Source organism: Streptomyces mutomycini (genome assembly GCF_001700505.1).
In the GTDB taxonomy this organism is placed as follows: domain Bacteria; phylum Actinomycetota; class Actinomycetes; order Streptomycetales; family Streptomycetaceae; genus Streptomyces; species Streptomyces mutomycini.
In genome coordinates this window covers 51,937-73,256 of sequence record NZ_MAPV01000056.1, presented here as the reverse complement: position 1 = coordinate 73,256, position 21,320 = coordinate 51,937, and the positions used below count along the sequence as shown (strand labels likewise).

At 69.4% G+C, this 21,320-nt stretch carries 19 protein-coding genes; 9 read left to right on the top strand and 10 right to left on the bottom strand.

Annotation, left to right across the window (positions count from 1 at the left end; all coding sequences use genetic code 11):
• Window positions 1-317 precede the first annotated feature (317 nt).
• Entirely contained in the window at window positions 318-2,549 is a 2,232-nt protein-coding gene (locus BFF76_RS09015) for an FUSC family protein (protein WP_065847965.1), read from the bottom strand.
• 273 nt (window positions 2,550-2,822) lie between these two features.
• Here BFF76_RS09015 and BFF76_RS09010 point away from each other — a divergent pair, with 273 nt between their 5' ends.
• Window positions 2,823-3,374 (top strand): DoxX family protein, encoded by a 552-nt coding sequence (locus BFF76_RS09010; protein WP_065847922.1) that lies wholly within the window; start codon window positions 2,823-2,825, stop codon window positions 3,372-3,374.
• Window positions 3,375-3,863: 489 nt separating this feature from the next.
• Here BFF76_RS09010 and BFF76_RS09005 read toward each other — a convergent pair whose 3' ends face one another.
• On the bottom strand, window positions 3,864-4,745 hold the full coding sequence (locus BFF76_RS09005) for a SigB/SigF/SigG family RNA polymerase sigma factor (RefSeq protein ID WP_031097159.1): 882 nt from the start codon (window positions 4,743-4,745) through the stop codon (window positions 3,864-3,866).
• A 263-nt stretch (window positions 4,746-5,008) separates the two neighbouring features.
• On the opposite strand from BFF76_RS09005, the gene BFF76_RS09000 reads away from it, so the two are divergent.
• On the top strand, window positions 5,009-6,196 hold the full coding sequence (locus BFF76_RS09000) for a PP2C family protein-serine/threonine phosphatase (RefSeq protein ID WP_053930194.1): 1,188 nt from the start codon (window positions 5,009-5,011) through the stop codon (window positions 6,194-6,196).
• Between the two features lie 27 nt (window positions 6,197-6,223).
• Here the strand turns inward: BFF76_RS09000 and BFF76_RS08995 are convergent, their stop codons facing one another.
• On the bottom strand, window positions 6,224-6,721 hold the full coding sequence (locus BFF76_RS08995; RefSeq protein ID WP_031097155.1) for a MarR family winged helix-turn-helix transcriptional regulator: 498 nt from the start codon (window positions 6,719-6,721) through the stop codon (window positions 6,224-6,226).
• A gap of 329 nt (window positions 6,722-7,050) precedes the next feature.
• Here BFF76_RS08995 and BFF76_RS08990 point away from each other — a divergent pair, with 329 nt between their 5' ends.
• A complete protein-coding gene (locus BFF76_RS08990; RefSeq protein WP_065847920.1) occupies window positions 7,051-7,443 on the top strand; it encodes an STAS domain-containing protein in 393 nt (130 codons plus the stop codon).
• Between the two features lie 167 nt (window positions 7,444-7,610).
• Here BFF76_RS08990 and BFF76_RS08985 read toward each other — a convergent pair whose 3' ends face one another.
• Complete coding sequence (locus BFF76_RS08985; RefSeq protein WP_031097151.1) at window positions 7,611-8,213, bottom strand: GOLPH3/VPS74 family protein; 603 nt, start codon at window positions 8,211-8,213, stop codon at window positions 7,611-7,613.
• Between the two features lie 293 nt (window positions 8,214-8,506).
• Complete coding sequence (locus BFF76_RS08980) at window positions 8,507-10,030, bottom strand: catalase (protein WP_053930193.1); 1,524 nt, start codon at window positions 10,028-10,030, stop codon at window positions 8,507-8,509.
• A gap of 993 nt (window positions 10,031-11,023) precedes the next feature.
• Here BFF76_RS08980 and BFF76_RS08975 point away from each other — a divergent pair.
• From BFF76_RS08975 to BFF76_RS34400, 6 genes are all read left to right on the top strand, one after another.
• On the top strand, window positions 11,024-11,233 hold the full coding sequence (locus BFF76_RS08975) for a hypothetical protein (RefSeq protein WP_031097149.1): 210 nt from the start codon (window positions 11,024-11,026) through the stop codon (window positions 11,231-11,233).
• Between the two features lie 26 nt (window positions 11,234-11,259).
• Complete coding sequence (locus BFF76_RS08970) at window positions 11,260-11,961, top strand: restriction endonuclease (RefSeq protein ID WP_031097148.1); 702 nt, start codon at window positions 11,260-11,262, stop codon at window positions 11,959-11,961.
• A 492-nt stretch (window positions 11,962-12,453) separates the two neighbouring features.
• The gene (locus BFF76_RS08960) at window positions 12,454-13,056 is read left to right on the top strand and encodes a hypothetical protein (RefSeq protein WP_065847918.1); all 603 of its coding nucleotides are present in this window, start codon (window positions 12,454-12,456) and stop codon (window positions 13,054-13,056) included.
• Between the two features lie 22 nt (window positions 13,057-13,078).
• Window positions 13,079-15,238, top strand: coding sequence for a hypothetical protein (locus BFF76_RS08955; RefSeq protein WP_065847916.1), 2,160 nt, complete (start codon window positions 13,079-13,081; stop codon window positions 15,236-15,238).
• A complete protein-coding gene (locus BFF76_RS08950; RefSeq protein ID WP_053930190.1) occupies window positions 15,238-15,954 on the top strand; it encodes a hypothetical protein in 717 nt (238 codons plus the stop codon). The genes BFF76_RS08955 and BFF76_RS08950 overlap by 1 nt, the downstream gene beginning before the upstream one ends.
• 271 nt (window positions 15,955-16,225) lie before the next feature.
• Window positions 16,226-16,531, top strand: coding sequence for an SSI family serine proteinase inhibitor (locus BFF76_RS34400; protein WP_107418403.1), 306 nt, complete (start codon window positions 16,226-16,228; stop codon window positions 16,529-16,531).
• A 112-nt stretch (window positions 16,532-16,643) separates the two neighbouring features.
• Here the strand turns inward: BFF76_RS34400 and BFF76_RS08940 are convergent, their stop codons facing one another.
• The 5 genes from BFF76_RS08940 to BFF76_RS08920 are packed head-to-tail and all read right to left on the bottom strand — an operon-like array spanning window position 16,644 to window position 21,317.
• Window positions 16,644-17,660, bottom strand: coding sequence for an aromatic ring-hydroxylating oxygenase subunit alpha (locus tag BFF76_RS08940; protein WP_065847914.1), 1,017 nt, complete (start codon window positions 17,658-17,660; stop codon window positions 16,644-16,646).
• A gap of 2 nt (window positions 17,661-17,662) precedes the next feature.
• Window positions 17,663-17,887 carry a recombinase-like helix-turn-helix domain-containing protein gene (locus BFF76_RS08935; protein ID WP_031101148.1) on the bottom strand — a complete coding sequence of 75 codons (225 nt, stop codon included), beginning with the start codon at window positions 17,885-17,887 and terminating at the stop codon, window positions 17,663-17,665.
• A 29-nt stretch (window positions 17,888-17,916) separates the two neighbouring features.
• Complete coding sequence (locus BFF76_RS08930; RefSeq protein ID WP_031101149.1) at window positions 17,917-18,855, bottom strand: PDR/VanB family oxidoreductase; 939 nt, start codon at window positions 18,853-18,855, stop codon at window positions 17,917-17,919.
• Window positions 18,856-18,893: 38 nt separating this feature from the next.
• The gene (locus BFF76_RS08925; protein WP_065847912.1) at window positions 18,894-20,519 is read right to left on the bottom strand and encodes a thiamine pyrophosphate-binding protein; all 1,626 of its coding nucleotides are present in this window, start codon (window positions 20,517-20,519) and stop codon (window positions 18,894-18,896) included.
• Between the two features lie 9 nt (window positions 20,520-20,528).
• A complete protein-coding gene (locus BFF76_RS08920) occupies window positions 20,529-21,317 on the bottom strand; it encodes an SDR family oxidoreductase (RefSeq protein WP_065847910.1) in 789 nt (262 codons plus the stop codon).
• Window positions 21,318-21,320: the final 3 nt, after the last annotated feature.

The window sequence follows — 21,320 nt, the reverse complement described above, 5'->3', positions numbered from 1 at the left end:
GATCGCGCCCGCATCAGCAGCGAACCGAGGCTGACGGCTTGTCGGGAGGACGCGGCGACCGTGCCATGGAGTACGTAACCGGAGTGTTCAGCCGAGGGAAGGGCGAACCTGTCGGGTCGACGCCCAGCCGCCTACCGGGGCCCGGCTCTCCGTGCCGGGATCTTGGCGTGCCTCAGGACCCCGAACCCAGGGCAGCCGTCCCGCGGACCGCGTCACCGATGCGTACGCCCTTCGACGACACCGCCACGGCCTGCGGCTCCCGTGCCCGTGGGCGCCGAACATCGCAGGGAGCCCGCCGAGAGCATCACCAGGGCCCGTCAGCCGCGTACGCCCTTCGCCCCGGCGCTCTCGGCGACCGGCACGTCCAGGGGCCTGGCCAGGCCGACCACACCTTCGTCGAGGCGCTGCAGGTGACGCAGCACGCGGAAGGTCACGGTGCCGGACGGCGGCGCACCGGATCCGTCGTCCCGCAACGTCGACGCGATGCTGGCACCAGCCCGCACCCGGCCGCCGGTACCCTCGTCCCCGACATGCGCGGCGAGGACCTCGATGTTGTGGGCGATCCGCTGCCCGGCCCGCTGCAGGCGTGGATCGGCCGCTACAGTCTTGCTGTGCGGCACGAGTTCGGCGGTCGCCGCAAGCGCTCGGGCGTGGTAAGCGCATGTCTCCAGAAGCGCCACCAAATAGCGGACGGTCTGCCGACGGCCACGCAGCGGGGTGATCGGATAGGTCAACGGTCCTGTCGATTCACGCAGGTCGTCCAGAGCCGTGTCCAAGCCGCGGGCCTTGCTGAGCAGGTCGGACGCAGGACCGCCACTGAGCTGCTCCACCGATGCGGACGCGACATCGCCGAGCCGGTCGAGGACGGTCCCCAGCAGTTCGTCGGTACGGCGGTCGGTGTGCACCGGCAGCACCAGCACAGCGGCGATGATGCCGCACGCGGCCCCGATCGCGGTCTCCTCGATACGCAGCACCAGCACGTCGAAACTGTACGAGTTCAGCAGTGTGTACAGCAGGCCCAGCATGGCCGTGACGAAGAAGGACATGACCGCGTACGACAGCGGTGCGGTGAAGAACATCGCGAAGATGAAGACGAGCACGAGCGCGAACGCGACCCAGGTGCGGTCACCGACCAGTCCCGCCAGCACGACACCGGCCACGGCACCCAGCAGCGTTCCGAGAAGACGCCGGTAGCCCTTGACCAGAATCTCGCCGGTCGAGGCGGTGTTGAGGAAGACCACCCAGCACGTGAGAACGGCCCAGTACCAGCGCTGTGCGGAGAGAAGCTCACCGCCGATGATGGCCAGGACCGAGCCGACCGACACCTGGAAGGCCGCTCTCGTGGTGGGCCGCTGCAAGCCCGTGCGGTCCTCCTCCCCGGACTCCTCGGATGACGCGAGCGCGATGTCTTCGGCGTCGAACTCCTCGCGGGAACGGGTGGTTGCCGGCGAGTCGTCGGACTCGTCCTGGGGCCCGTCCAGCGCGAGTCGCAGACCCAGCACGGATCGGGCGGCCTCACCGATGCCGCGGAAGGCGTCCTGGATGCCCGCAGGGGCGGGCGGAAGCCCTTCCTCGTCGCGGTAGCCGAGCAGTCTGTTGCGGAGGTGGGCGACTCCCGTACCTCCGTCGTTCGAGGCCGTTCTGCCGACCAGGAGGTGCAGAGCCTTGAGGTCGCGGCGCAGGGCCATGGTCGCGTCGTCCTCAGCCGGCCTCCAGTCCCCGGTGAGCGGCACCGGCGCGTGCGGCAGATGAAGGGTGAGGGTGTCCGCGCGCTCCGCACTGCGGGCGTTCAGCAGCAGCATGCCGAGCCGCTCCGTGGCGATCTCCGCATCCGCTACCCGGCGTTGGAGCAGCGCAGCCTTGTCCGCGTCCTCAGTGCCTTCCTCCAGGCGGCCCTGGATCATCAGGGCGGTCTCGTGCAGGCGAGCGGTATGCCGTCGCATGTCGTCGAGGACCTTCTCCAACTGCTCGGGCCCGGCATCGAGTAGTTCGATCTGTATGGAGACGAGTTGCGCGACTCGCGTCCGGAAGGCGTCGCGCAACCGGTTCAGAACGCGTCGGGGAGTTTCGGGAACGACGGCGAACCGCACCACCGCGCTGCATCCGAACCCGATGGCCAGGGCCAGACAGAGCGTCGGCAAGCTACTTGTCGCGGCACCGACGAACAGGGAGAGGAAGTAGATCTGGAAGCCGATGAGGCCGAGCGCAGTCCCACGATCACCGAATCGCCGACAGTAGACGGCGCCGAAGATGAGGGCCACGAAGAACGCGTCGCCCGCGATGACCTGGTCGGCCAGCAGCGCACCCAGTGACGTCGCGGCGAGTGCGACGGGCAGGCCCAGAGCGAGCGTGATCGCTTGGTCGCGTACGAGTGTGTCCTTGATCGCGAAGGTGGCGGTCATCGCTGTCATCGCACCGGCGACCAAGTGGGTGACATCCGTGTCGAGGAGGACAAGGACCACCAAGGTGAGAGCGATCGCCGATACGGTGCGCAGCCCGGCCGTAAGCCGCAGAAGCCCCGGATCGGACGCCGCGAACCGATCCCACATGATGGCCCCGCCCCGCCGCACTGCCCTCACCCTGCGCTTTCTCTCGTCAACCACCCTGATGCACGTGCCGTTCAGCATCGCACGGCAGGGAACGGCCGGACCAACTCAGGTCCGGGCCGCCGTGGTCCCGGCACCACCATGTCGGCTGCCGTCGCTGGGTACACACGCACCGGAACGCCCAGGGTCGGCCCTGCACCGGGCGGTTGAAGCCGCTATGACACGCCGCGAGAGACCCGGACGCGTGCGCCGTCCGAACCCGGGCAAGTGCGAAGCATGGCAATTCTGAGGACAGTCGCCCGCCCCTTGCTCGCCTCCGTCTTCATCTCCGGCGGGCTCCGCACGCTTCGGGACCCGCACTCCGTGGCGGCCCTGGCAGATCCTGTTGCCCAACCCGTCGCAGGGCGCGTCCCGCCACTGCCGGACGACACGACACGACTGGTACGGATCAACAGTGCTGTCCAAATCGGAGCCGGCGCACTCCTTGCGGTCGGCCGCCTTCCGCGAGCCTCCGCCCTCGCCCTGGCCGTCTCGCTCGTGCCCACGACCCTGGCCGGTCACGCGTGGTGGAATGTCGAGGACCCTGGGGAACGCTCCCGTCAGCGTGTCCAGTTCTCCAAGAACCTGTCGCTGTTCGGCGGTCTGCTGATCGCGGCCGCGGACACCCACGGCAAGCCCTCTCTGGCCTACCGCTCACGAGCTGCGGCCGCTGTCGGTGCCCGCAGCGCACGCAAGGCCGGACATGCCGTGGGCGCCGCAGTCACAGACAGGGCGCACGGGGTCCGGTCAGCTGCCGGCGCCGTGCGTGAGCATCTTCCGGCCGTTTGACCACTCCGAGATCGGCCGGGGGAGCGCGGCTGCCGTACGGGGGAACGCAGGTGGGTGGCGCGTGCTCCTGCGGGAGAGCGGGAGGCGACGCAGCCGCGAGCGGATGGCTTCAGCCCCCGTTCCGGCATCAGCGCGGGCGGCCGTCCGGTTGTTTGCGTGCCCGTGGCGCCCGGGAAGCTCGACGAGACTGCCGAGGTGGCCCGATCACTCCGAGTCGCATGACCCGAGGCACGTGACCGGCTCGAACCGGAGTTCGGAGCACGAGGGGCGGCAAGGTGCGGGATGTGCCCTTCTCCTCCGCCCCAGCCCGCCCCCGAAGGCCTGGGACGAAAGGCGGAAACCGCGCCCGGACCCGGCGGAGCAGTAGCCCGGTGTCACGGAGTCGGCAGAGCGGCCTCATGTACGTCTCGTGCTGAACGGCCTGGCGCCAGCGCCGGAAGTGATTCTGTGGCGTTCAAGACACCACCGAGCGCCACGGACACGGACGGATCAGGCCAGCATGCCGGCCCGGAGCTTGCCCAGGGTGCGTGTCAGAAGACGGGAGACATGCATCTGGGAGACGTCCAGCGCGGCGCCGATCTGAGCCTGCGTCATCTCCTGGCCGAACCGCATCTCGATGATGCGGCGCTCGCGGTCGTCGAGCTCCTCCAGGAGCGGAGCCAGGGCGTGCAGATTCTCCACCGTCTCCATCGCGGCGTCCGGCTCACCCAGGACGTCGGCGAAGGTACGCGACGCTGTGCCCGTCGTCTCACCGGTATCGGTCGGCAGGTCCAACGAACCGGCGGTGTAGCCGTTGGAGGCGATGATGCCCTCGATGACCTCGTCCTCGGTGCGGTCCAGGTGGGCGGCCAGTTCCTTCGCCGTCGGATCGCGGTCCAGCCGGGTGGCGAGTTCGTCCTTGGCCTTGGCAAGTTCCACGCGGAGCTCCTGCAGCCGTCGCGGGACGTGGACGGCCCAGGTGGTGTCACGGAAGAAGCGCTTGATCTCGCCGACGATATAGGGGACGGCGAAGGTGGCGAACTCGACCTCGCGCGAGAGCTCGAACCGGTCGATGGCCTTGATGAGACCAATGGTTCCTACCTGGGTGATGTCCTCCATGTCCCCGCTGCCCCGGTTACGGAAGCGGCGCGCGGCGAACCGGACGAGAGAGATGTTCATCTCGATGAGGGTGTTGCGCGCGTACTGGTACTCGTGCGTGCCCTCCTCCAGGACCTGCAGCCGCTCGAAGAACAGCGTCGACAGAGCCCGGGCGTTCTGCGGGGCAACTTTGCCCGCGTCCTCGATCCACGGCAGCTCGCCTATGCGCTCCTGCGAGGCATCCGAAGTCTGCAACCCGTCAACCGGCGCGGCTCCGGCTGTCTGTTGAGTAATCACTGTGTAGCCACCCTCCCTGGTGCTGTACGGGATACCTGACGAGCCCCTGCCCCGCCCCCGCAGACCCATGCGCGAAGACGGCTCTTTTCTTGCTGCGCGGAAACAGTTGTCTCTGGACATCGTAGAATGAGCGGCGCCGTCCACCGGCGCGATCCTTTCGGGCGTGCCGCGCTGGATCGGGTACAGGCCCGTACGCTGGAGGCCGGCCGGGCCCGAGGGCGGCCCGGGTTTCGGCGCAGCACAATGAGAAACAGGATCACGTGGACAGATACGCTGCGGTCGAGCGGGAGCTGCGTAACGCCGCACCCCACCTGCTCCTCGACGTCGTCACGCAGGCTCTGCGGGAGCAGTACGCCGTGCAGAGCGTGGAGCTGCGGCTCGCCGACTACGGCATGACCACCCTCCAGGTGGTGTCAGAGGCGCCTCTCGCCGAGCCGGTGCACGTTCATGACAGCCCACAGGGTCGCGCCTTCGGAGTCCAGGAGCCCTATGTGGAGCCCCGGACCGCACCCGGCCCCCTGCACGTACATCTGCCGGTGACCGTCCGGGGGGACCGGCTCGGGGTTCTCACCGTCACCGGGCCGGAGGACGGTCTCTCCCGGGCGGACCTGGCGGAGATGCAGCAGGTCTGTGAGGCGCTCGGCCACGAGATCCTGGTCGCCGAACGGGACACCGACCTCTACCTCCTCGCCCGGCGCGCCACGAGGCTGACCCTGGCCGCGGAGATGCAGTGGCAGTTGCTGCCGGGCCGCTCCGTGTCCCGCCCCGAATTCAAGCTGGGCGCCCATCTGGAGCCCGCGTACGCGATCTTCGGCGACAACTTCGACTGGTCGGTCTCGGCCCATCACCTCACCCTCACCGTCACCAACGGCATGGGCACGGGGATGGAGGCGGCCCTCCTGACCAATCTCGTCGTGAGCGCGTTGCGCAACGCCCGGCGCGCCGGCCTCGGCCTCGCGGGCCAGGCCAGCCTCGCCGACCAGGCTGTCTACGCCCAGTACCGAGGCGCGCTGCACGCGGCGGTCCTGCTCCTCCGCTTCGACCTGGCCACGGGCGAGGTGGAGGCTGTGGACGCGGGATCCCCGCGGATGTGGCGGCAGCGAGGGCGCAGCGTCGAGTCCTGCGAGTTCGACGCGCAGCTCCCGCTGGGGATGTTCGAAGAGACGGAGTACGTCACTGAGCGTTTGCGCGTCGAACCTGGCGACCGGCTGCTGATCGGCAGCGACGGCGTCTACGACAGCGCGTCGGCGGCGGGAGAACGCTACGGGGAGCGCGCCATCGCCCGGTCGCTGTCCGCTCACCGCTTCCTTCCGTCCGAGCAGGTTCCGCTGGCAGTGCTCCGGGACCTGAGGGACCACCGAGGTGCCGCACCGCTGGACGACGATGCCCTGGTGGTCTGCCTGGACTGGTTCGGCCGGCAGCCGGCCACCGGCGGCACATCTGCGTGACCTGGCCTGCTTGCGGTCGGCCGGCCTCTATCCGGTCGACCGCAAGGGTCTCGCTCCACCGCTGTCCTTCCCGGAGGACGCGGACGCGTTGCGGAAGGCCCTGAGTCCTTCGAGGAGTGAGCGGCGCGCCTTGGCCGGCATGGCGTCGATCGTGGACATCAGTACCTCTTCCCGACGCATGCGCAGGTCGACGAGATACGCCTTGCCGTGGCTGGTCAGCCGGAGCTCCAGTTCCCGGCGGCTCACCGGGCTGGGGGCGCGCTCCACGAATCCCGTGGCCTGAAGCCTGTCGCACAGCCTGCTGACCGAGGGGGAGGCCGAACCCAGGGCGTCGGCGAGCATGCGCAGATTGATGCCCTCCTCCCGGTCCAGCGTGTACAGCACGCGGAGCTGCGAGGGGGATACGGGGCCGGTGGGTACGGCTTCACGTCCGTGCTCCCAGAGAACTTCCAGAAGTTCGACGAACTCGGAACCCTCACGCGCCGCATCCCGGCGACAGTGGTCGGGTTCGGGGTTCAGGCCCATATCGATGACACTCCGATCCGGCAGTTGTCTCACTCGTCCGTCTGGCCACCGGACCGAGCAAACGAGCCGGGCACTGATGCGCTCGTGTGGAAAGCCACGACGAAGGTTCCGGGACACGCGCGTGGCCCCGGATATCGTACCTCCGTCAGCAACGGTTTCCTGAGAGCACCACCTCCGGAGCCGGCCGGCCGACCCCTGGTGTGTTTCCCCATGGCAATAGTTGTCATGGGGTACGGTTTCGCAGTCGACATCCGACGCGTGATCATCCAGCGGTCATGGCCGCCCCACCCGGGGCGGCTACCGCTCCCCGGCCTGGAGCACTGACACCTATGACGCAAAGCCCGAGCCTCATCCTCACCGTCCGGCAGCCGATGGACTCGACCGCCGTCCTCACCGTCGCGGGCGAGATCGACGTGGACAGCGCGCCCACCTTGCGGACGAGGGCACTTGAGTTGATCAGACAGGGCAGATCACACCTGGTCCTCGATATGGCGCCCCTTCGATTCTGTGACTCCTCCGGCCTCAACACCATGATCGGCATCCTGCGGTATGCGAAGGACCGGCACGGGTCGCTGTCCGTGGCCGCCGCACCACCACACCTCGCGAGGCTGCTGGACGTCACGGGAGTCGGTGAACTGATACCGGCGCTTCCCAGCACCACCGATGCTCTGACCCTCATCGCGAGGCCCTGCGGCACACCGGGAGAGCACGGGACCCGTTAGACGAGCCGAGGCCCGCCGTCTCGCCGCCGCCCCCTCCGCCCAAGTACGGGACGTGGCGGGGGCCCGAGGGACGAACGGCGCTGCCGGCCGTACGCGGACGGCGGGCAGGTGCGACGAGTGCCCCTCCACCTGCGGGCTCGAAGGGCAGATCGTCGGATGCATGTCCGTTACGGGCCGCGCCAGAGATTGGCGAACGCCGTATTCTCGATGGCCCGCTTCTGACGTTCCGCCTCCAGCTCCATCACCGCATCATTGACGGCGACGAGCACTGTCGTCACGGCTTCGTCATCGAGGCTCGGCTCGTCCTCGGACGGTTCGCTCCGGATACCCACTGCCGATGCGAGGGCGACGAGAACGGGCTCGCTGGCTGCCCAGCGGCTCAAGGCCCGGCTACGAGAGGGTGAATCGGCCAGTTCCACGCGCTCGGCGCCGAACGGCGATCGGCCGCGTCGCTGCTGACGGAGCAGGCCGTTCTCCTCGAGGGCCGTCTGGTACGCCGCGGAGAGATCGTGCCCTCGCCGCCACAGCCAGTCCTCGACCCGCTCGTACGGCGCCTGACCATCGAGAACCGACCACGCACCGGCCAGGAGTCGATCAGCAGGCGCCGCTGGCCCGCCCGGGACGATCAGGTCGCCGTCCAGCGTGACGTCGGAAGCCGATGAGATGAGATCGATCAGTTCGGCTCCCGCGAGTGCGAGCGACAGGTCACCCTGTCCCACGGAATGGTCCAGGTCCACAGAGATGATGAACAGGTCCGTCGCCGTAGTCATGAACGGCTCCCCTCGGTTTTGTAGACACCGTGACGTCACTACCGGCGCGAGGCTGCCCCGCGTACGCGCAGTTCCAGTATCACTCCCCGCCGGGTGACCGATGCCATGCCGGAGGACAGGAATCTCGCCGTTCGAGGGCCGTGGCCCACAGGTTCACACGGCGCCGGCGAGGCCGGGACGGAATCGGGTAACGCGACCGGATACGGCGGCGGGCGGGGGTGAACAGCCCGCACGCATGACGCCCCCGGCATCGACCGGGGGCGTCATGCGGGGAGGCGACGTACGCAGGGGGATCAGGCCTTGTCCTGCATCGACCGGCGCGCGGGGTTGCCCTGCTGCGAGGCCTTGGGGTCCTTCTCGCCCGCCTTGGCGCGCACCCCCTTCTCGATGCGCTCACCGATCGACTTGTCGATGTTCGTCCAGTACTCGAAAGCCCGCCGCAGCACCGGCTCGGTCACTCCGTTGAGCAGGTGGCCGACGACGTTGTCCACCAACCGGTCCCGCCCGGCGTCGTCGAGGACCTTGCGCACCATGGTGCCTGCCTGGCCCCAGTCGTCGTCCTCCGCATGCGAGACGTAGGCCGCCCGGGTGATGTCTCCGTCGGTGTGCCAACTCGGCGGGTTGCCGTAGCGGTCGGTGTCGGCTGCCGGGCCACCCTTCGAGTTCGGGGCGTAGACGGGATCGGTGGTCTTCCGATACGCCATCGCTCCGTCCTTGGAGTACGTGTGCACCGGGACGACGGGCGCGTTGACAGGGAGCTGCTGGTAGTTGGCCCCGATGCGGTAGCGGTGCGCGTCCGCGTAGGAGAACAGCCGTGCGAGCAGCATCCGGTCCGGGCTCGGGCCGATACCGGGGACCAGGTTGTTCGGCTGGAAGGCCGCCTGCTCGATCTCCGCGTGGTTGTCGGTGGGGTTACGGTCCAGAGTCATCCGCCCCACCTCGACCAGCGGGTAGTCGCCGTGCGGCCACACCTTGGTCAGGTCGAACGGGTTGAACCGGTAGTCCACCGCGTCCTCGTACGGCATGACCTGGACGTACAGCGTCCAGCTCGGGAACTCGCCGTCGCGGATGTGCTCGAACAGATCACGCGTGTGATAGTCCGTGTCGGCGGAAGCCATCTGGTCGGCCTCGTGCTGGGTGAACGTTTCGACGCCCTGGTCGGTCTTGAAGTGGTACTTCACCCAGAAGCGCTCACCCTGGGCGTTGATCCACATATAGGTGTGGGAGGTGTAGCCGTTCATGTGACGCCAGGTGCGCGGGATGCCACGATCGCCCATGAGCCAGGTGACCTGGTGGGCGGACTCGGGCGAGAGCGTCCAGAAGTCCCACTGCATGTCGTGGTCGCGGAGATTGTTGTCCGCACGACGCTTCTGGGACCGGATGAAGTGCTGGAACTTCATCGGATCCTTCACGAAGAACACGGGGGTGTTGTTGCCCACCATGTCGTAGTTGCCTTCGCTGGTGTAGAACTTCACCGCGAAGCCGCGAGGGTCGCGCCAGGTGTCGGGGCTGCCCCGCTCACCGGCTACGGTCGAGAACCGGATGACCAGGTCGGTCGTTGTGCCGGGCTGGAAGAGCGCGGCCCTGGTGTATCCGCTGACGTCCCCGGTCACCTCGAAATGTCCGAAGGCCCCGCTGCCCTTGGCGTGCGGCTGACGCTCGGGGATGCGCTCCCGGTTGAACTGAGCCATCTGCTCGATCAGGTACGAGTCCTGCAGGAGGATCGGGCCGCCCGGGCCGACGGTGAGCGAATGTTCATCGCTCTCGACGGGGGTGCCGGAGTCAGTAGTGGTCGGCTTGTGCGAGGTGTCGGTCACTTTGTTTCCCCTTCGTCGTGGGGTGTGTGAAACGTCGGTAGGGCTGGGGACACGGGTCGGACGAGGCCGAGACCGGACGTAGAGCCCCGCACGGGACGGCTGCGCCACCCGGTGTCTCCCCGTTTTCCCGCCTTAGCCGGACCAGTAACCGGTATCAACATAGTTAAACCTGGACAAGCTGGCCATCGGAAGGTGCGCCTCCACCCTCACCTTCTACGGAACCGTGGCCTAGGCGAGGCCCTCGATCGTCTCCCCCGTCGTGGCCCCTCTTGCGCACCGAGCAGCCGTCTTCCGCCGCGGGTGATGGTCGCGGGGCAGGAGATGAGGCCCCCGGCAGAGCACCGAGTGTTCCTCCACCAGGTCCCGCCGCACGCGGATGCCGTCGAACAGGGTGCGGACCGCATCGCCTCGCCCGTCATGCTTGCTGGCACAGTCGTCCTCATCGCAGTGCTGGTGTACGCCGAGCTGCTGGTGCGCCGGATGGACCGCCGGACGAAGAGGGGCGTCGGATCGGGAGCCACGGAGAGCAGGGCGTGCTCCTCACGATCCTCCAGCTCCTTCCACCACTCGGCGTGGGCACGGGCGGCGGCGTCACCGAACACCCGCAGTCCGGCGTGGAACAGGTCCGACATCGAGGTTGACGAACTGCGCGCCACCGCAAACCTCTGCAACCACTGCGAGGGCTTCGACCGGAACTACTGGTGGAACCCGCTTGAGTGCAAGGACTCCGCCGACGAGGCCGCCTTCCGCGACCGGACCAGCAGGCCCGGATTCGAGAGTCCGGCAGCCCCAGGAATCATGGCGGCGCACCGGAGGACCTGCATGTCACCGTGCACATCCAAGACTGAGCTCCCGCCCGGTATTCAGCCAGGCCCGATGGCTTTGTGCCATTCGTCAGCAATTCGCCTTCGACATCACCAAAGCCGCGCTACACAAGAGGGCTGGGGCAGGCGCCTGCCGCTCCAGCGTTCTGGTTCCGGGGAGGTCAGGCGGTTGCTGACGATCAATGTGGCTGTGCTGCTCGCGGTCATCGTCGTCATACGGTTGCGCCGGCGTACGCATTCGCGGAGTCGGCTGGACGAGAAGTTCACCGTCGTCATCGTTCTGGCCCTGGGAGTGCTCATCGCACCGACACCGGTGGGCCGCGGAATCATGGACTTCCTCGGCCGGCTCGCGAGCGGCGTCACCCAGGCCGGCCGGTGAGCCCCCGTCCACGCCAGGGCCGGGCGGTGGCGAGCAGGCGCCCGCCGGCACGGCGACGGACCCGCAGGCCGAGCAGGCGTCGACAGCGAGCGGATGACCGGCTGATCGGCCTCCTCGTGACCGCGGCTCTGGCCGTCGCCCTGGTGGTGGCCATCGTCAACTGGCTACTGGTCAACTGGTGGATCCTCGTCGTCATCGGCGTGCTCGCCGTGCTGGCCGGCGGAGGCTGGCTCTATCGGAAGCAGCAACACGGGCAGTGGGAAGCGGTGCGCGCACAGGGCCTGCGCTACGGCCTGCCCCAGTTGGACGCCCTGCACCACTCGCAGTTCGAGGATGCGGTGCGCGACCTGATGCACCGGGACGGCTGCCGCAACGCCGTCCGAGTCGGAGGCGGCGGAGACCTGGGCGCGGACGTGAAGGCCACCGACCCCTACGGGCGGCGCTGGGTGATCCAGTGCAAGCACCGGCGCAAAGGTCTCGCCGGCTCCGCGGTGGGGACTCCGGACCTCCAGGTCCTCAACGGCACCGCCCGCCAGGTCCACGGCGCCGACGTCGCGGTCATCGTTACGAACGGCCGCGTCACCGGGCCGGCCGGGGACTTCGCCAAGCAACAGCGCCTTCACGTCGTCGACCGCCACACCCTCGCCGAATGGGCCGCCGGCTCCCGCCCACTGTGGGAGCTGCTGCGCGCCGTCCCGCCGCCACGCAAACCAACCTCTCTTTCCTAGGGGGCAGCAGCAAGGGGTTTCATCCGGGACGGCCTGATCAGCCGCGCGGGGGCTACGGCCAACGCCCAGCCCGCCGTGCGGGCGGAGTGCGAAGGCATCCCGTTGGAGTGAAGGAGCTTGCAGACCCAGGCCTGACTCGCTATCTCGATACCGGCGGCGGCACCCGCATCCACCCTGTCGGCCAGGAGTGCGTCGAAGCACGCCACCGGCGTCCGCTGCAGGTCAGGCGGAGGAATGTCTACCGCTGGACCTCCGGAGGCGGTGGGGTGCTGCCCCGGAAACCGGTCGGCTGGCGATATCCAGCGGCCGGGCCGGGCTGAGCGGCTTTCAGTCGCTCAGCGAAGGACCGTGCAGCCCGCCGCGCCGCGGGTGTTGTGGCTCCTCCACGAACTGCCACAACAGGACTCAGATATCTGATCAGACTTGCATGTGTGGTTGGTCTGCCGCTAGCGTCCAGGTACGGCAACGCCCAGATTCCCAAGGAGGCCGGCCATGCTGCTCACCACCGGACAGGCCGCCGAGGAGCTGGGCTGTGCGATCACCACTTACCGGCGTCTCGTCAACGCGGGCGTACTTCCCGGCCTCTCCCGGCGGGGCGTTCGCGTGATGACACCGCTCTGGGTCGTCCAGGCCCTGCGGGAACGCACCCCTGCGCCCGTGAACCGTCTGGATACCGACCTGCTCGGGGTCCTGCGTGTCGACTCTGCACGCCAGGTCGAGGACACCGGCCGGCAGTGGGTCGGCTACGCAGCAGACCTCAGTCCCGGTGACCTTCTCAAGGGCTTGAGGGGCTGGTGGCGCTGCGATGCCGCCAGCCTGGCGGCCGGGGGAGTGCTGCCGGTGACGGTGTCGGGCTACGTGGTGGCCGTCCTGACCGGCCTGGACAGGTGGGAGAAGGGCGAGGGTGGGCGGCACGCCTTTCCGGACGCAGTCCTGGCCGGATATGTCACCGACCTGGCCACCCCTGTAAAGCACCTGACTGCACCGCGACAAACCGACCGGGATATCGCGGACCTCCTCCTGGGTACCCGCTTGCCCTCGCTGTCGAGCGGCGCGATCGCGTACGTCTCCACCCGTAGCAGTACCACCAACTGACCTGCAGGCCCAAGGGATCGTGATGGACGCAAAGACCTACAACGCACAGCTGGCCGAGCTGCGGTCCCTACGTGACGACATCAAGAAGACCCAGGCCACCCTCGTCAAACTCGAGACCGACCGCGCCCGGCAGATCACCGCGCTGGCCGGATACGAGAAAGCGAAGGCAGAGCGCATCGCGCCCGCGGCCGGACTCAGCCTTGCCGACATCGTGGCGATCGCCCCGATCCTCGCCCCCGACCGGCTCACCAACACCGCATCAACAGCCCAGACCGGCGCAGCCGTCTCATCCCCTCAGCCCCCTGGGGAGACAGTGCCCAGCGGCATCGAACACGCCCAGGTTCAGGCCCAGGAGGGCACGGTCGCCCCGGCTATGACCCGACCCACCCCTGAACCAGCAGCGGAACCCGAACCGCCCGCAGCTCCTTCTGCGCCGCCGACAGTGCCAGCCCCGGCCGCAGCCGCTCCTCTCGTGGCCCATGGCGCGCAGCGCACCCTTCCCAACCTCCCTGCGGGCGCCGACGGGGACCGCTGGTTCGCCCACACCGCGAAGCTTGCCTCCACGCACCCGAACTTCACCCAGCAGGCCCGCAGTACCGTCTTCCTCGACACCGAGACCGGTGTGCTGGTCCATCGCGACCAGACGTTCCGCCTGGACCTGCAGGCCGCCAGTGCCGCAGAAATCCTGAACACCGTCTTCGCCGTCCTGCCGGACGGCGTCGAACGGATCTACATCACCGCGGGTGCCCCCTGGCACCGCCAGGCCGACCAGCACCCCTTCCTGAAGGACGCCGTCGGAGCCTGGCTGAACGCCCCCACCCCGGGCTGGCGCACCGACACCGGCCGCGGCAAGGACCGCATGGCCGGCCACTTCGTCCACCCCCGCAACCCAGTGGGCCGCTACCAGCGCGAGCATGGCGAGCAGCATGTGGAGATCCGCTCGGCGGGGGAGTGGTTCGACACTGACGGCGCCGAACCAGCTACCATCCGCGATGCGTTCGTCCTGCTCTGGAAGGCACTGCGCCGTCACTGGCCTGACGCCGTCCTGATGGGCTCTCCGTCCCAGACGGGACGGGACCTGTGGACCCGCACCATCCCGGCCAAGGGCCAGTACGCCGAGGGCTACCCCGTCCTGTCCGAAGAGCTCCGCGGGCTCTTCCACTCGACGGCCGGACAGGGCCGCACCGAACTCATCACCCCGCCCCGCGTCCCCGCACAGCTGCCCGCCCTGGTCGAGTACGACAGGACCTTCGCCTACGCCAAACACACCTGGAAAGCCGGAGTCGGCGCCCCCCGCCGTGTCACAGCCGCGAGGTTCGCCGCCTGGTCGGAAAAGGAGCAGACCAAGGCCCTGTTCGCCTGCGGGCACTGGCACGTCCGCGTCACCGTCCCCGAGGCCTGGGACCACGTGGGCATCCTCCCCGCGCCCGCTCCCGGCGACCGCGCCTGGCACTACCCGGCCACCCCCGGCACCACGTTCACCACCTGGGCGGGCGGACCCGAAATCCACACCGCCCTGTCCAACCCGCGCAGCCCGTGGAAGATCGAAATTCTCGACGGCATCCTCTTCGACGACGGCAAGCCCCTGGACGACTGGTCCAAGAAGCTCAAGGAAGCCTGGTCCTCCCTCACCGCCCAGGCCGACCTGAACGGCGACCCCGCCCAGCGCACCGCCGCGCACCTCGCAGCCCGGGCGGTGCGCGCCATCCTTCTCTACGGCATCGGCGCCTTCGCCCAACGCCCCCGCACCGTCACCGGCACCACCCCCCGCACCGCGGAGCGTGATGTCCCCGCGGACGCCGAGATCATCGGCTTCGACGACCAGACCATCACCTGGCAGCGCCCCACCGGCTTCACCCGAGACCCCAACGCCCACCCCGAATGGGCCGCCCACATCTGGTCCTCCGCCCGAGCCGCCCTGCTCTCCCAGCGCCACCGCGACGACGACACCTACGCAGGAGCCCTTCACGCCCCGCCCGGCAGCGTCGTCGCCTTCCGCACCGACGCCGTCTACCTCACCCTGCCCCAGAACTGGCCCTACCACGGCCAGCCCGGCGACTACCTGAACAAGGGCCGTCTCACCGGCCCCATCACCGCCCCCACCACCGAAGACGAACTCCTGACCCTGCGCGACAAGGGCCGTACCACCCCGCAGCCCGCACCCAACAACGAGGGTGCCTGATGCCGCCCCGCCGCCGGGCCACCCCCGCGCGCACGCATCGCAACGACGCAGCCCAGCTCGCCGACCGGCTCCAGGCAGCCGGCTACACCAAACGCGACATCGCCCGCATCATCAACCGTGACCCCTCCCTGGTCTCCCAGTTCTACACAAAGAACAAAGGCGCAGCCTTCGTCCCCGCCCTCACCCAGGTCCTCGCCGCCATCCAAAGCGCAGGCATCACCGACACCACCGAACTTGCGGCCATCGCCGCCGGGCATATCACCCGCCGCACGACGGCCGCCGGCACCAAAGCCCGCGTCCGAACGAGAGCACTCCTCATCACCCCCACCGGCACCGGATCCGGCCGTGTCGCAGCACAGGCAATCGCCTCCGGATCCGCCCGCCTGCGCCCCCTCATCGCCGAAGCTGCCCATCAGGGCCTGCGCCTGGCCTTTACCGTGCGCCTCGCCAGGACTGGCTACGTGCACGCCTCCGGAAGCCGCACCGATTCGCCCGGTATCCGCCGCGATGTCGTCCAGCGCACCGACCACACCGAAGAGCGCTCCTACGGATCGGCTGCCACCGGCGGGTTCGATGCTGCGGACTTCGCCCGCCGCGTCGACCAGAGCGGCGGAGACGTCACCACCGCCATCCACGAATGGCTCGTGGACACCGGCCGTATCCACCCCGGCGCCCACATCACGCACCTGGAAATCCGCACCTGGCGCCCCCGCTGACCCGGCCCCAAGCGGCGGCTCGCGAGATGCGAGTTTCTCGCGGTCGTACCCCCGCCGTACGCCGGGGGCGACCGGGCCCAGCCGGGCAACCTCTTGTGCTTGCGCGTCAGCCCTGCGCTTCGGCTCGCAGACCGTCGCCCGGCTGGACAAGCCAGGCCAGGAGCCGAAGGAGATCCGCACCACCGGCTTCCCCGAACTCGACGGCGCCCCCGGAGGCATCTTCCCCGAGGCCCCCGCCCTCGGCGACGCCGCCAACTTCGGCAACGCCGCCATGCTCGCCGGCCGCGTCGACAGGACCGAGGCAGAGCTCACGCACAACGCCTCCACCTTCGTCCATGGCACGCGTCAGTACGACCCCGTCGTCCTCAACGCAACCGGCGTGTGGCAGGGCCGTAGCGTCACCTGGTCGGCCACCGGCAAAGCGTGTGAGATGCGGGTGAGCCTGACCGAAGGCCGGGTCTTCGCCTTCCGACCGGGCGCTTCGGCGCTGCGGTCGGGGCCGCTGTTCCGCCCCGCGGGTGAGGGCCTGCGGCCTGGACCACCCTGCCCGCGGCGGGAGCAGGACCGTGGGCGGTGACGGCAACAGAACCAACGCCGAAAGGGCTGCCCGATACCGCACAGCGGGCATCGGACAGCCCCCCGTGCGCGGCGAATGTGCGCGCCGCACCGGTCCGTTGTGCGGCGGCCCCTCAGGCACCCGCCGCCGACTGGGCCTCGGCCGCCGCGCGGTACAGTCGGCGCAGCCGCACCACACCCAGGTCGTGCTGGTACAGATTCTCCCGCTGGTCGGCGTCGGACGGCATGGCCTCCAGCATCAGGCGGTCCTGCTCCAGGACCTCCCAGTGGCGCTTCTCGATCAGCGTCCTGTACAGGAAGCGCCAGGACGCCCGCTGCCAGTCCTCGACACGGCGATAGCGCCAGAAGAAGACACCGGTACGCTGCTCGTCCACCGGGCAGACCATCCCCACGATGCCGAACGGTCCGCCGGGGCCGGCCGACGGCGGGTACGGGATGGACAGGTCGACCCAGTCCACGCCGGTGCGGCACAGCTCCACCCAGTCGAAGTTGACGCCGCGCTGGTCGGTCTTCTCGAAGAAGTAGCCGCGACCGGTCTCCTGGATACGGAACTTGGCCGTCGTGTCACCGTCGAACATCGTGTGCGAATCGTGGTGAAGAAACGCGCCGTGCATCGGGTCGAGCAGGTTCTCCACGGCGTAGCGCCACGGCGCGTCCCATTCGGCGTAACACAGGAACGCGTCCACCTCGGGGTCCGTCAGCGGCTCGGGCAGCGTCAGCGCGGCCGGCTCAGGGTGCTCCTCGTCCCCGAAGTAGGCGAGGATCGCGCCCGCGACCTCGCGTACCGGCAGCGAGGTGACCAGCTTCTTGCCCTCCAGACTGCAGCCCGGCAGCCCGGGAACGGAGGAGACCGTGCCGTCGGTCTCGACCTCGACACCGTGGTACCAACAGGCGACCCGGTCACCCAGGTGCTTGCCGAGCGAGAGCGGCGCACCACGGTGCGGGCAGCGGTCGGCGAGCATGGACAGAGCGCCGTCCGGGCGGCGGAACAGCAGCCACTGCTCGCCGAGCGCGGTCACCTTGCGCATCGCGCCGGGGGCTACGAAGTGCGAGGGGACAACGGCATGCCACTGGTTGCGCAGACCGGTGGCGTAGATGTGGTCCGCCGTGGCGGAGGGCGACAGCGTCATGGTCAGGCTCCCAGTCGGTTCATCTCAGCGCGGAAGGATTCCTCGGTCCACGGGCTGCCGTCGGCGGCGTGGACCTGGCGGGCGTTGAGTCCGCGCACCACGTCGGCCAGCTCGTGGCCCTCCTTGGTGAAGACCTCCTCGAGGGTCGCGGCGAGCTTGTACTCGTACGGGGTCGGCTCGTGCGTACGGGACTGGTGGACGTCGAGGTACGGCCAGGTATCGGTCACAGTGTCTCCTGAAAGTGCGGGGGAGGGTGTCACAGGTCGAGGACGAGCCGGCTCCGTGGGGCGCACCGCGAGACGCAGATCATCATCGTGGCGCAGGTGGCACGTTCGGCCTCGCTGAGCAGGAAGTCGCGGTGGTCGGGGGTGCCCTCGATCACCCGGGTCTCGCAGGACCCGCAGATGCCGTCGCGGCACGAATTCGGTGGGTCGATCCCGGCAGCCTCGGCGGCATCGAGGACGGAGGTGCCGACGCCGACGGTGAGGGTCACGCCCGAGGCGCGGCACTCGACCTCGAACTCCTCGTCGTCGCGGGTGCGTTCCACGGTCGGCGCGGCGAACCGCTCCAGGCGCAGCCGGTCCTCGGGGCAGCGTGCCTCGACGGCCGCGAGCAGGGGCTCGGGACCGCAGGAGTACACCAGCGTGCCCTCGGGCAGCTCCGCGAGCGCGGCATCCAGATCGATGTGACCCACTTCGTCCTGCGGGACGAGCGTGACATCACCGCCGAGCGCGGCGAGTTCCGAGGTGAACGCCATCGACGTCCGGGCCCTGCCGCCGTAGACCATCCGCCAGGTGGTACCCCTGCGGGCCGCCTCCCTGGCCATCGCCAGCAGCGGAGTGATCCCGATGCCTCCGGCGACGAACAGGTAGGCGCCGGCATCCTCCAGCGCGAAGTGGTTGCGCGGCTCGGAGACCGTGACCGGCTGCCCGGGGCGCAGCTGTGTGTGCACGAACCGCGAACCGCCTCGCGAGGAAGGCTCGTTGAGCACACCGATGCGGTAGACGTCCGGCACGTTCGGGTCGCCGCACAGGCTGTACTGGCGTACCTGGCCCCCGACGTGGATGTCGAGGTGCGCGCCGGGCGTCCAGGCGGGCAGGGGTTTGCGGTCGGGGTGGGTCAGTTCGACGGAGAGTACGCCCTCCGCCTCCCAGGTCATTCGATGGACGACCAGCTGCAGCGAATGCTCGCTCATGGCCTGTTGCCTCCTTACCGGCAGTACGCGCGACCGGGCTACTGGCCCGGGATCCTCACGGGCGGGGTGAACGGGACCTTCATCGGTCCGAGTGCCGTCAGATCGACCTCGACGAGCGTCGGACCTTCGGAGGCGATGGCCTCGCCGAGTACCGGGCCGGCGTGCTCCTCGGCGGCGATCCGCAGGTACGGCAATCCGCAGGCGCGGGCCAGCAGTTCGAAGTCGGGAGTGGCCAGGTCCACCCCGGAGCGGCGCTCGCTGTAGCGGTCCTGCATGTTGCGCAGCACTCCGTAGCCGCCGTCGTTGAAGACGATCAGGGTCAGCCGGGGCCGTTCCTGGGCGAGGGTGAGGAGTTCGCCGAGGTGGACGGCGAGTCCGCCGTCGCCGGCGATGACGACCGTGGGTGCGTCGGGCCGCGCGAGCGCCGCACCGATGCCCATGCCGAGCCCTTGTCCGATGCCGCCGCCGCGCGGGAAGACGTTGTCCCGCGGGTCGTAAATCTCCAGCAGCCTGTTGCCCCAGCTGCTGGAGGGGATCGTGACGTCGCGTGCCACTACTGCCTCGCGGGGCAGCGCGGCGCGGATCGCGTCGCAGATCGCGGCCTGGGGTCCGATGTTGTCGTGCAGAAGCGCCCGCACCTCGGTGCGTACCGCGCCCACGCGGTCCGTCCAGCCGCTCTCCGCGGGCCGGGTGTGCGGCAGCAGGGCGGTCAGGGCGGCGGCGGCATCGCCGTGCAGCGCGTGGGTGGCGGGGTACACCCGGCCCAGCGCGTCCCTGTCGATGTCGATCTGGATGTGCGCCCCGGGGAGTTCCAGCGTGTAGTCGGCTGTCTCGTTCGAGCGGAAGTGCGTGCCGATGGTGAGCAGCACGTCCGCGTCGGCGAGCAGGGCGCGGACCGCGGGGGTGGTGGCGAAGTTGCCGATGACCTGCTTGTGGTCCTCGGGCACGGCGCCGCGACCGGAGTTCGAGGTCAGCAGTCCCGCTCCGGTCGCCTCCAGCAGCCCGGCGAGCTCGCCGCCGGCGGTTGCAGCGCCGCCGCCCGCCCAGACCAGCGGGCGTCGTGCGGAGGCCAGGAGGGCGCCGGCCGCGGCCAGTTCGCTCTCGGTGGGAGCCGGTACGACGGCTGCGGGGAGCTCGGCGGACTCGTCGGTCTGCGCCGCGAACTGGAGGTCGATCGGCCACTCCACGCTCGCCGGTCCGCCCGGCGCGGTGAGCGCCGCACGGGCCGCCTCGCGCAGGATGCGGCCCGCCTGCTCGGCGTCCTGCACACTCGCGGCGTGGGCGGAGACCGCCTTCAGCATGCCGAGCTGGTCCTTGGTCTCGTGGATGAATCCCCGTCCGCTGCCGAGGAATTCGCTCTCCACCTGGCCGGTGATGTGCAGGACGGAACTGCCCGCGCTGAGCGATTCGATCAGGGATCCGGCCGCGTTGCCGGCTCCCGTGCCGGTGGAGGTCAGTGCGCAGCCGAGCGTGCCGCGGGCACGTCCGTAGGCGTCGGCGGCGTTCACGGCGGACGCTTCGTGCCGCACGGGCACGAAACGCAGTTCGCGGTCGACGGCTTCGACGAGCGGCAGGTTGTGCACGCTGACGATGCCGAAGACGGTGTCGATGCCGAGTTCCCGAAGGACGGCGACGAGGAGATCGCCTCCGTTGTCGTAACGCATGGTGTCTCCTCAGAGGATGGAGCGGCCGACGCCGCCGCAGACGTCGATGCTGGTGCCGGTGATGTACGAGGCGAGGGGCGAGAGCAGGGTGAGGACGGCGAACGCGACCTCTTCGGCCCGGCCGAGCCGGTCGAGGGCTATGCCTCGGTCGGCGGCCAGTTCCGCCTGCCAGTCCTCGTAGCTCCTGCCGGAGTCCGCGGCTGCGTAGCGCCTCGTCCACTGGCCGGTGTCGATGAGGCCGAGGCAGACGGAGTTGACCCGGATGCCCTCGCCGGCGAGTTCGGCCGACAGGGACTTGGAGAGGTTGAGGATGCCCGCCCGGGCGGCGCTCGTCGTGATCAGCCGGGGCTCGGGCTGCTTGGCCAGTACCGCGTTGATGTTGACGACGCTCGCCGCGCCGGAGGCGGCGAGGTGCGGGCGCGCGGCCTGCAGGGGATTGAGCACCCCGGCGAACTTCAGCTCCAGCTCGTCGCGCCAGTCCTCGGCGGTGGAGTCGTCGAGACCCTTCATCCGGGACTGTCCGGCGTTGTTGACGAGTCCGTCGATGCCGCCGAACTCCTCGGCGGTGCGGCGGACGAAGTCGCGCACGGCGTCGGCGTCGCGGACGTCGCAGACTCCGGTCAGGAGGCGGTCGTGCCCGGCGCCGAGTTCGGCCGCCACCTTGGCGAGCCGGTCGGCGTCACGGCCACAGGTGGCGACGCGGGCACCCTCGTCGAGGAGGGCGCAGACCGTGGCCAGGCCGACGCCCGAGCTTCCGCCGGTGACCACAATGGTGCGGTCGGCGAGTCCCAGATCCATAAC

Coding starts and splice junctions, on each gene's coding strand:
- BFF76_RS08940 (WP_065847914.1), bottom strand. CDS start 17,660: ATGACGCTGTCGCCCTCCGCCACGGCGGACCACATCTACGCCACCGGT.
- BFF76_RS08960 (WP_065847918.1), top strand. CDS start 12,454: ATGCTGCTCACCACCGGACAGGCCGCCGAGGAGCTGGGCTGTGCGATC.
- BFF76_RS08950 (WP_053930190.1), top strand. CDS start 15,238: ATGCCGCCCCGCCGCCGGGCCACCCCCGCGCGCACGCATCGCAACGAC.
- BFF76_RS34400 (WP_107418403.1), top strand. CDS start 16,226: ATGCTCGCCGGCCGCGTCGACAGGACCGAGGCAGAGCTCACGCACAAC.
- BFF76_RS08995 (WP_031097155.1), bottom strand. CDS start 6,721: ATGGGCCTGAACCCCGAACCCGACCACTGTCGCCGGGATGCGGCGCGT.
- BFF76_RS09010 (WP_065847922.1), top strand. CDS start 2,823: ATGGCAATTCTGAGGACAGTCGCCCGCCCCTTGCTCGCCTCCGTCTTC.
- BFF76_RS08930 (WP_031101149.1), bottom strand. CDS start 18,855: ATGAGCGAGCATTCGCTGCAGCTGGTCGTCCATCGAATGACCTGGGAG.
- BFF76_RS08920 (WP_065847910.1), bottom strand. CDS start 21,317: ATGGATCTGGGACTCGCCGACCGCACCATTGTGGTCACCGGCGGAAGC.
- BFF76_RS08985 (WP_031097151.1), bottom strand. CDS start 8,213: ATGACTACGGCGACGGACCTGTTCATCATCTCTGTGGACCTGGACCAT.
- BFF76_RS08925 (WP_065847912.1), bottom strand. CDS start 20,519: ATGCGTTACGACAACGGAGGCGATCTCCTCGTCGCCGTCCTTCGGGAA.
- BFF76_RS09015 (WP_065847965.1), bottom strand. CDS start 2,549: ATGTGGGATCGGTTCGCGGCGTCCGATCCGGGGCTTCTGCGGCTTACG.
- BFF76_RS08990 (WP_065847920.1), top strand. CDS start 7,051: ATGACGCAAAGCCCGAGCCTCATCCTCACCGTCCGGCAGCCGATGGAC.
- BFF76_RS08955 (WP_065847916.1), top strand. CDS start 13,079: ATGGACGCAAAGACCTACAACGCACAGCTGGCCGAGCTGCGGTCCCTA.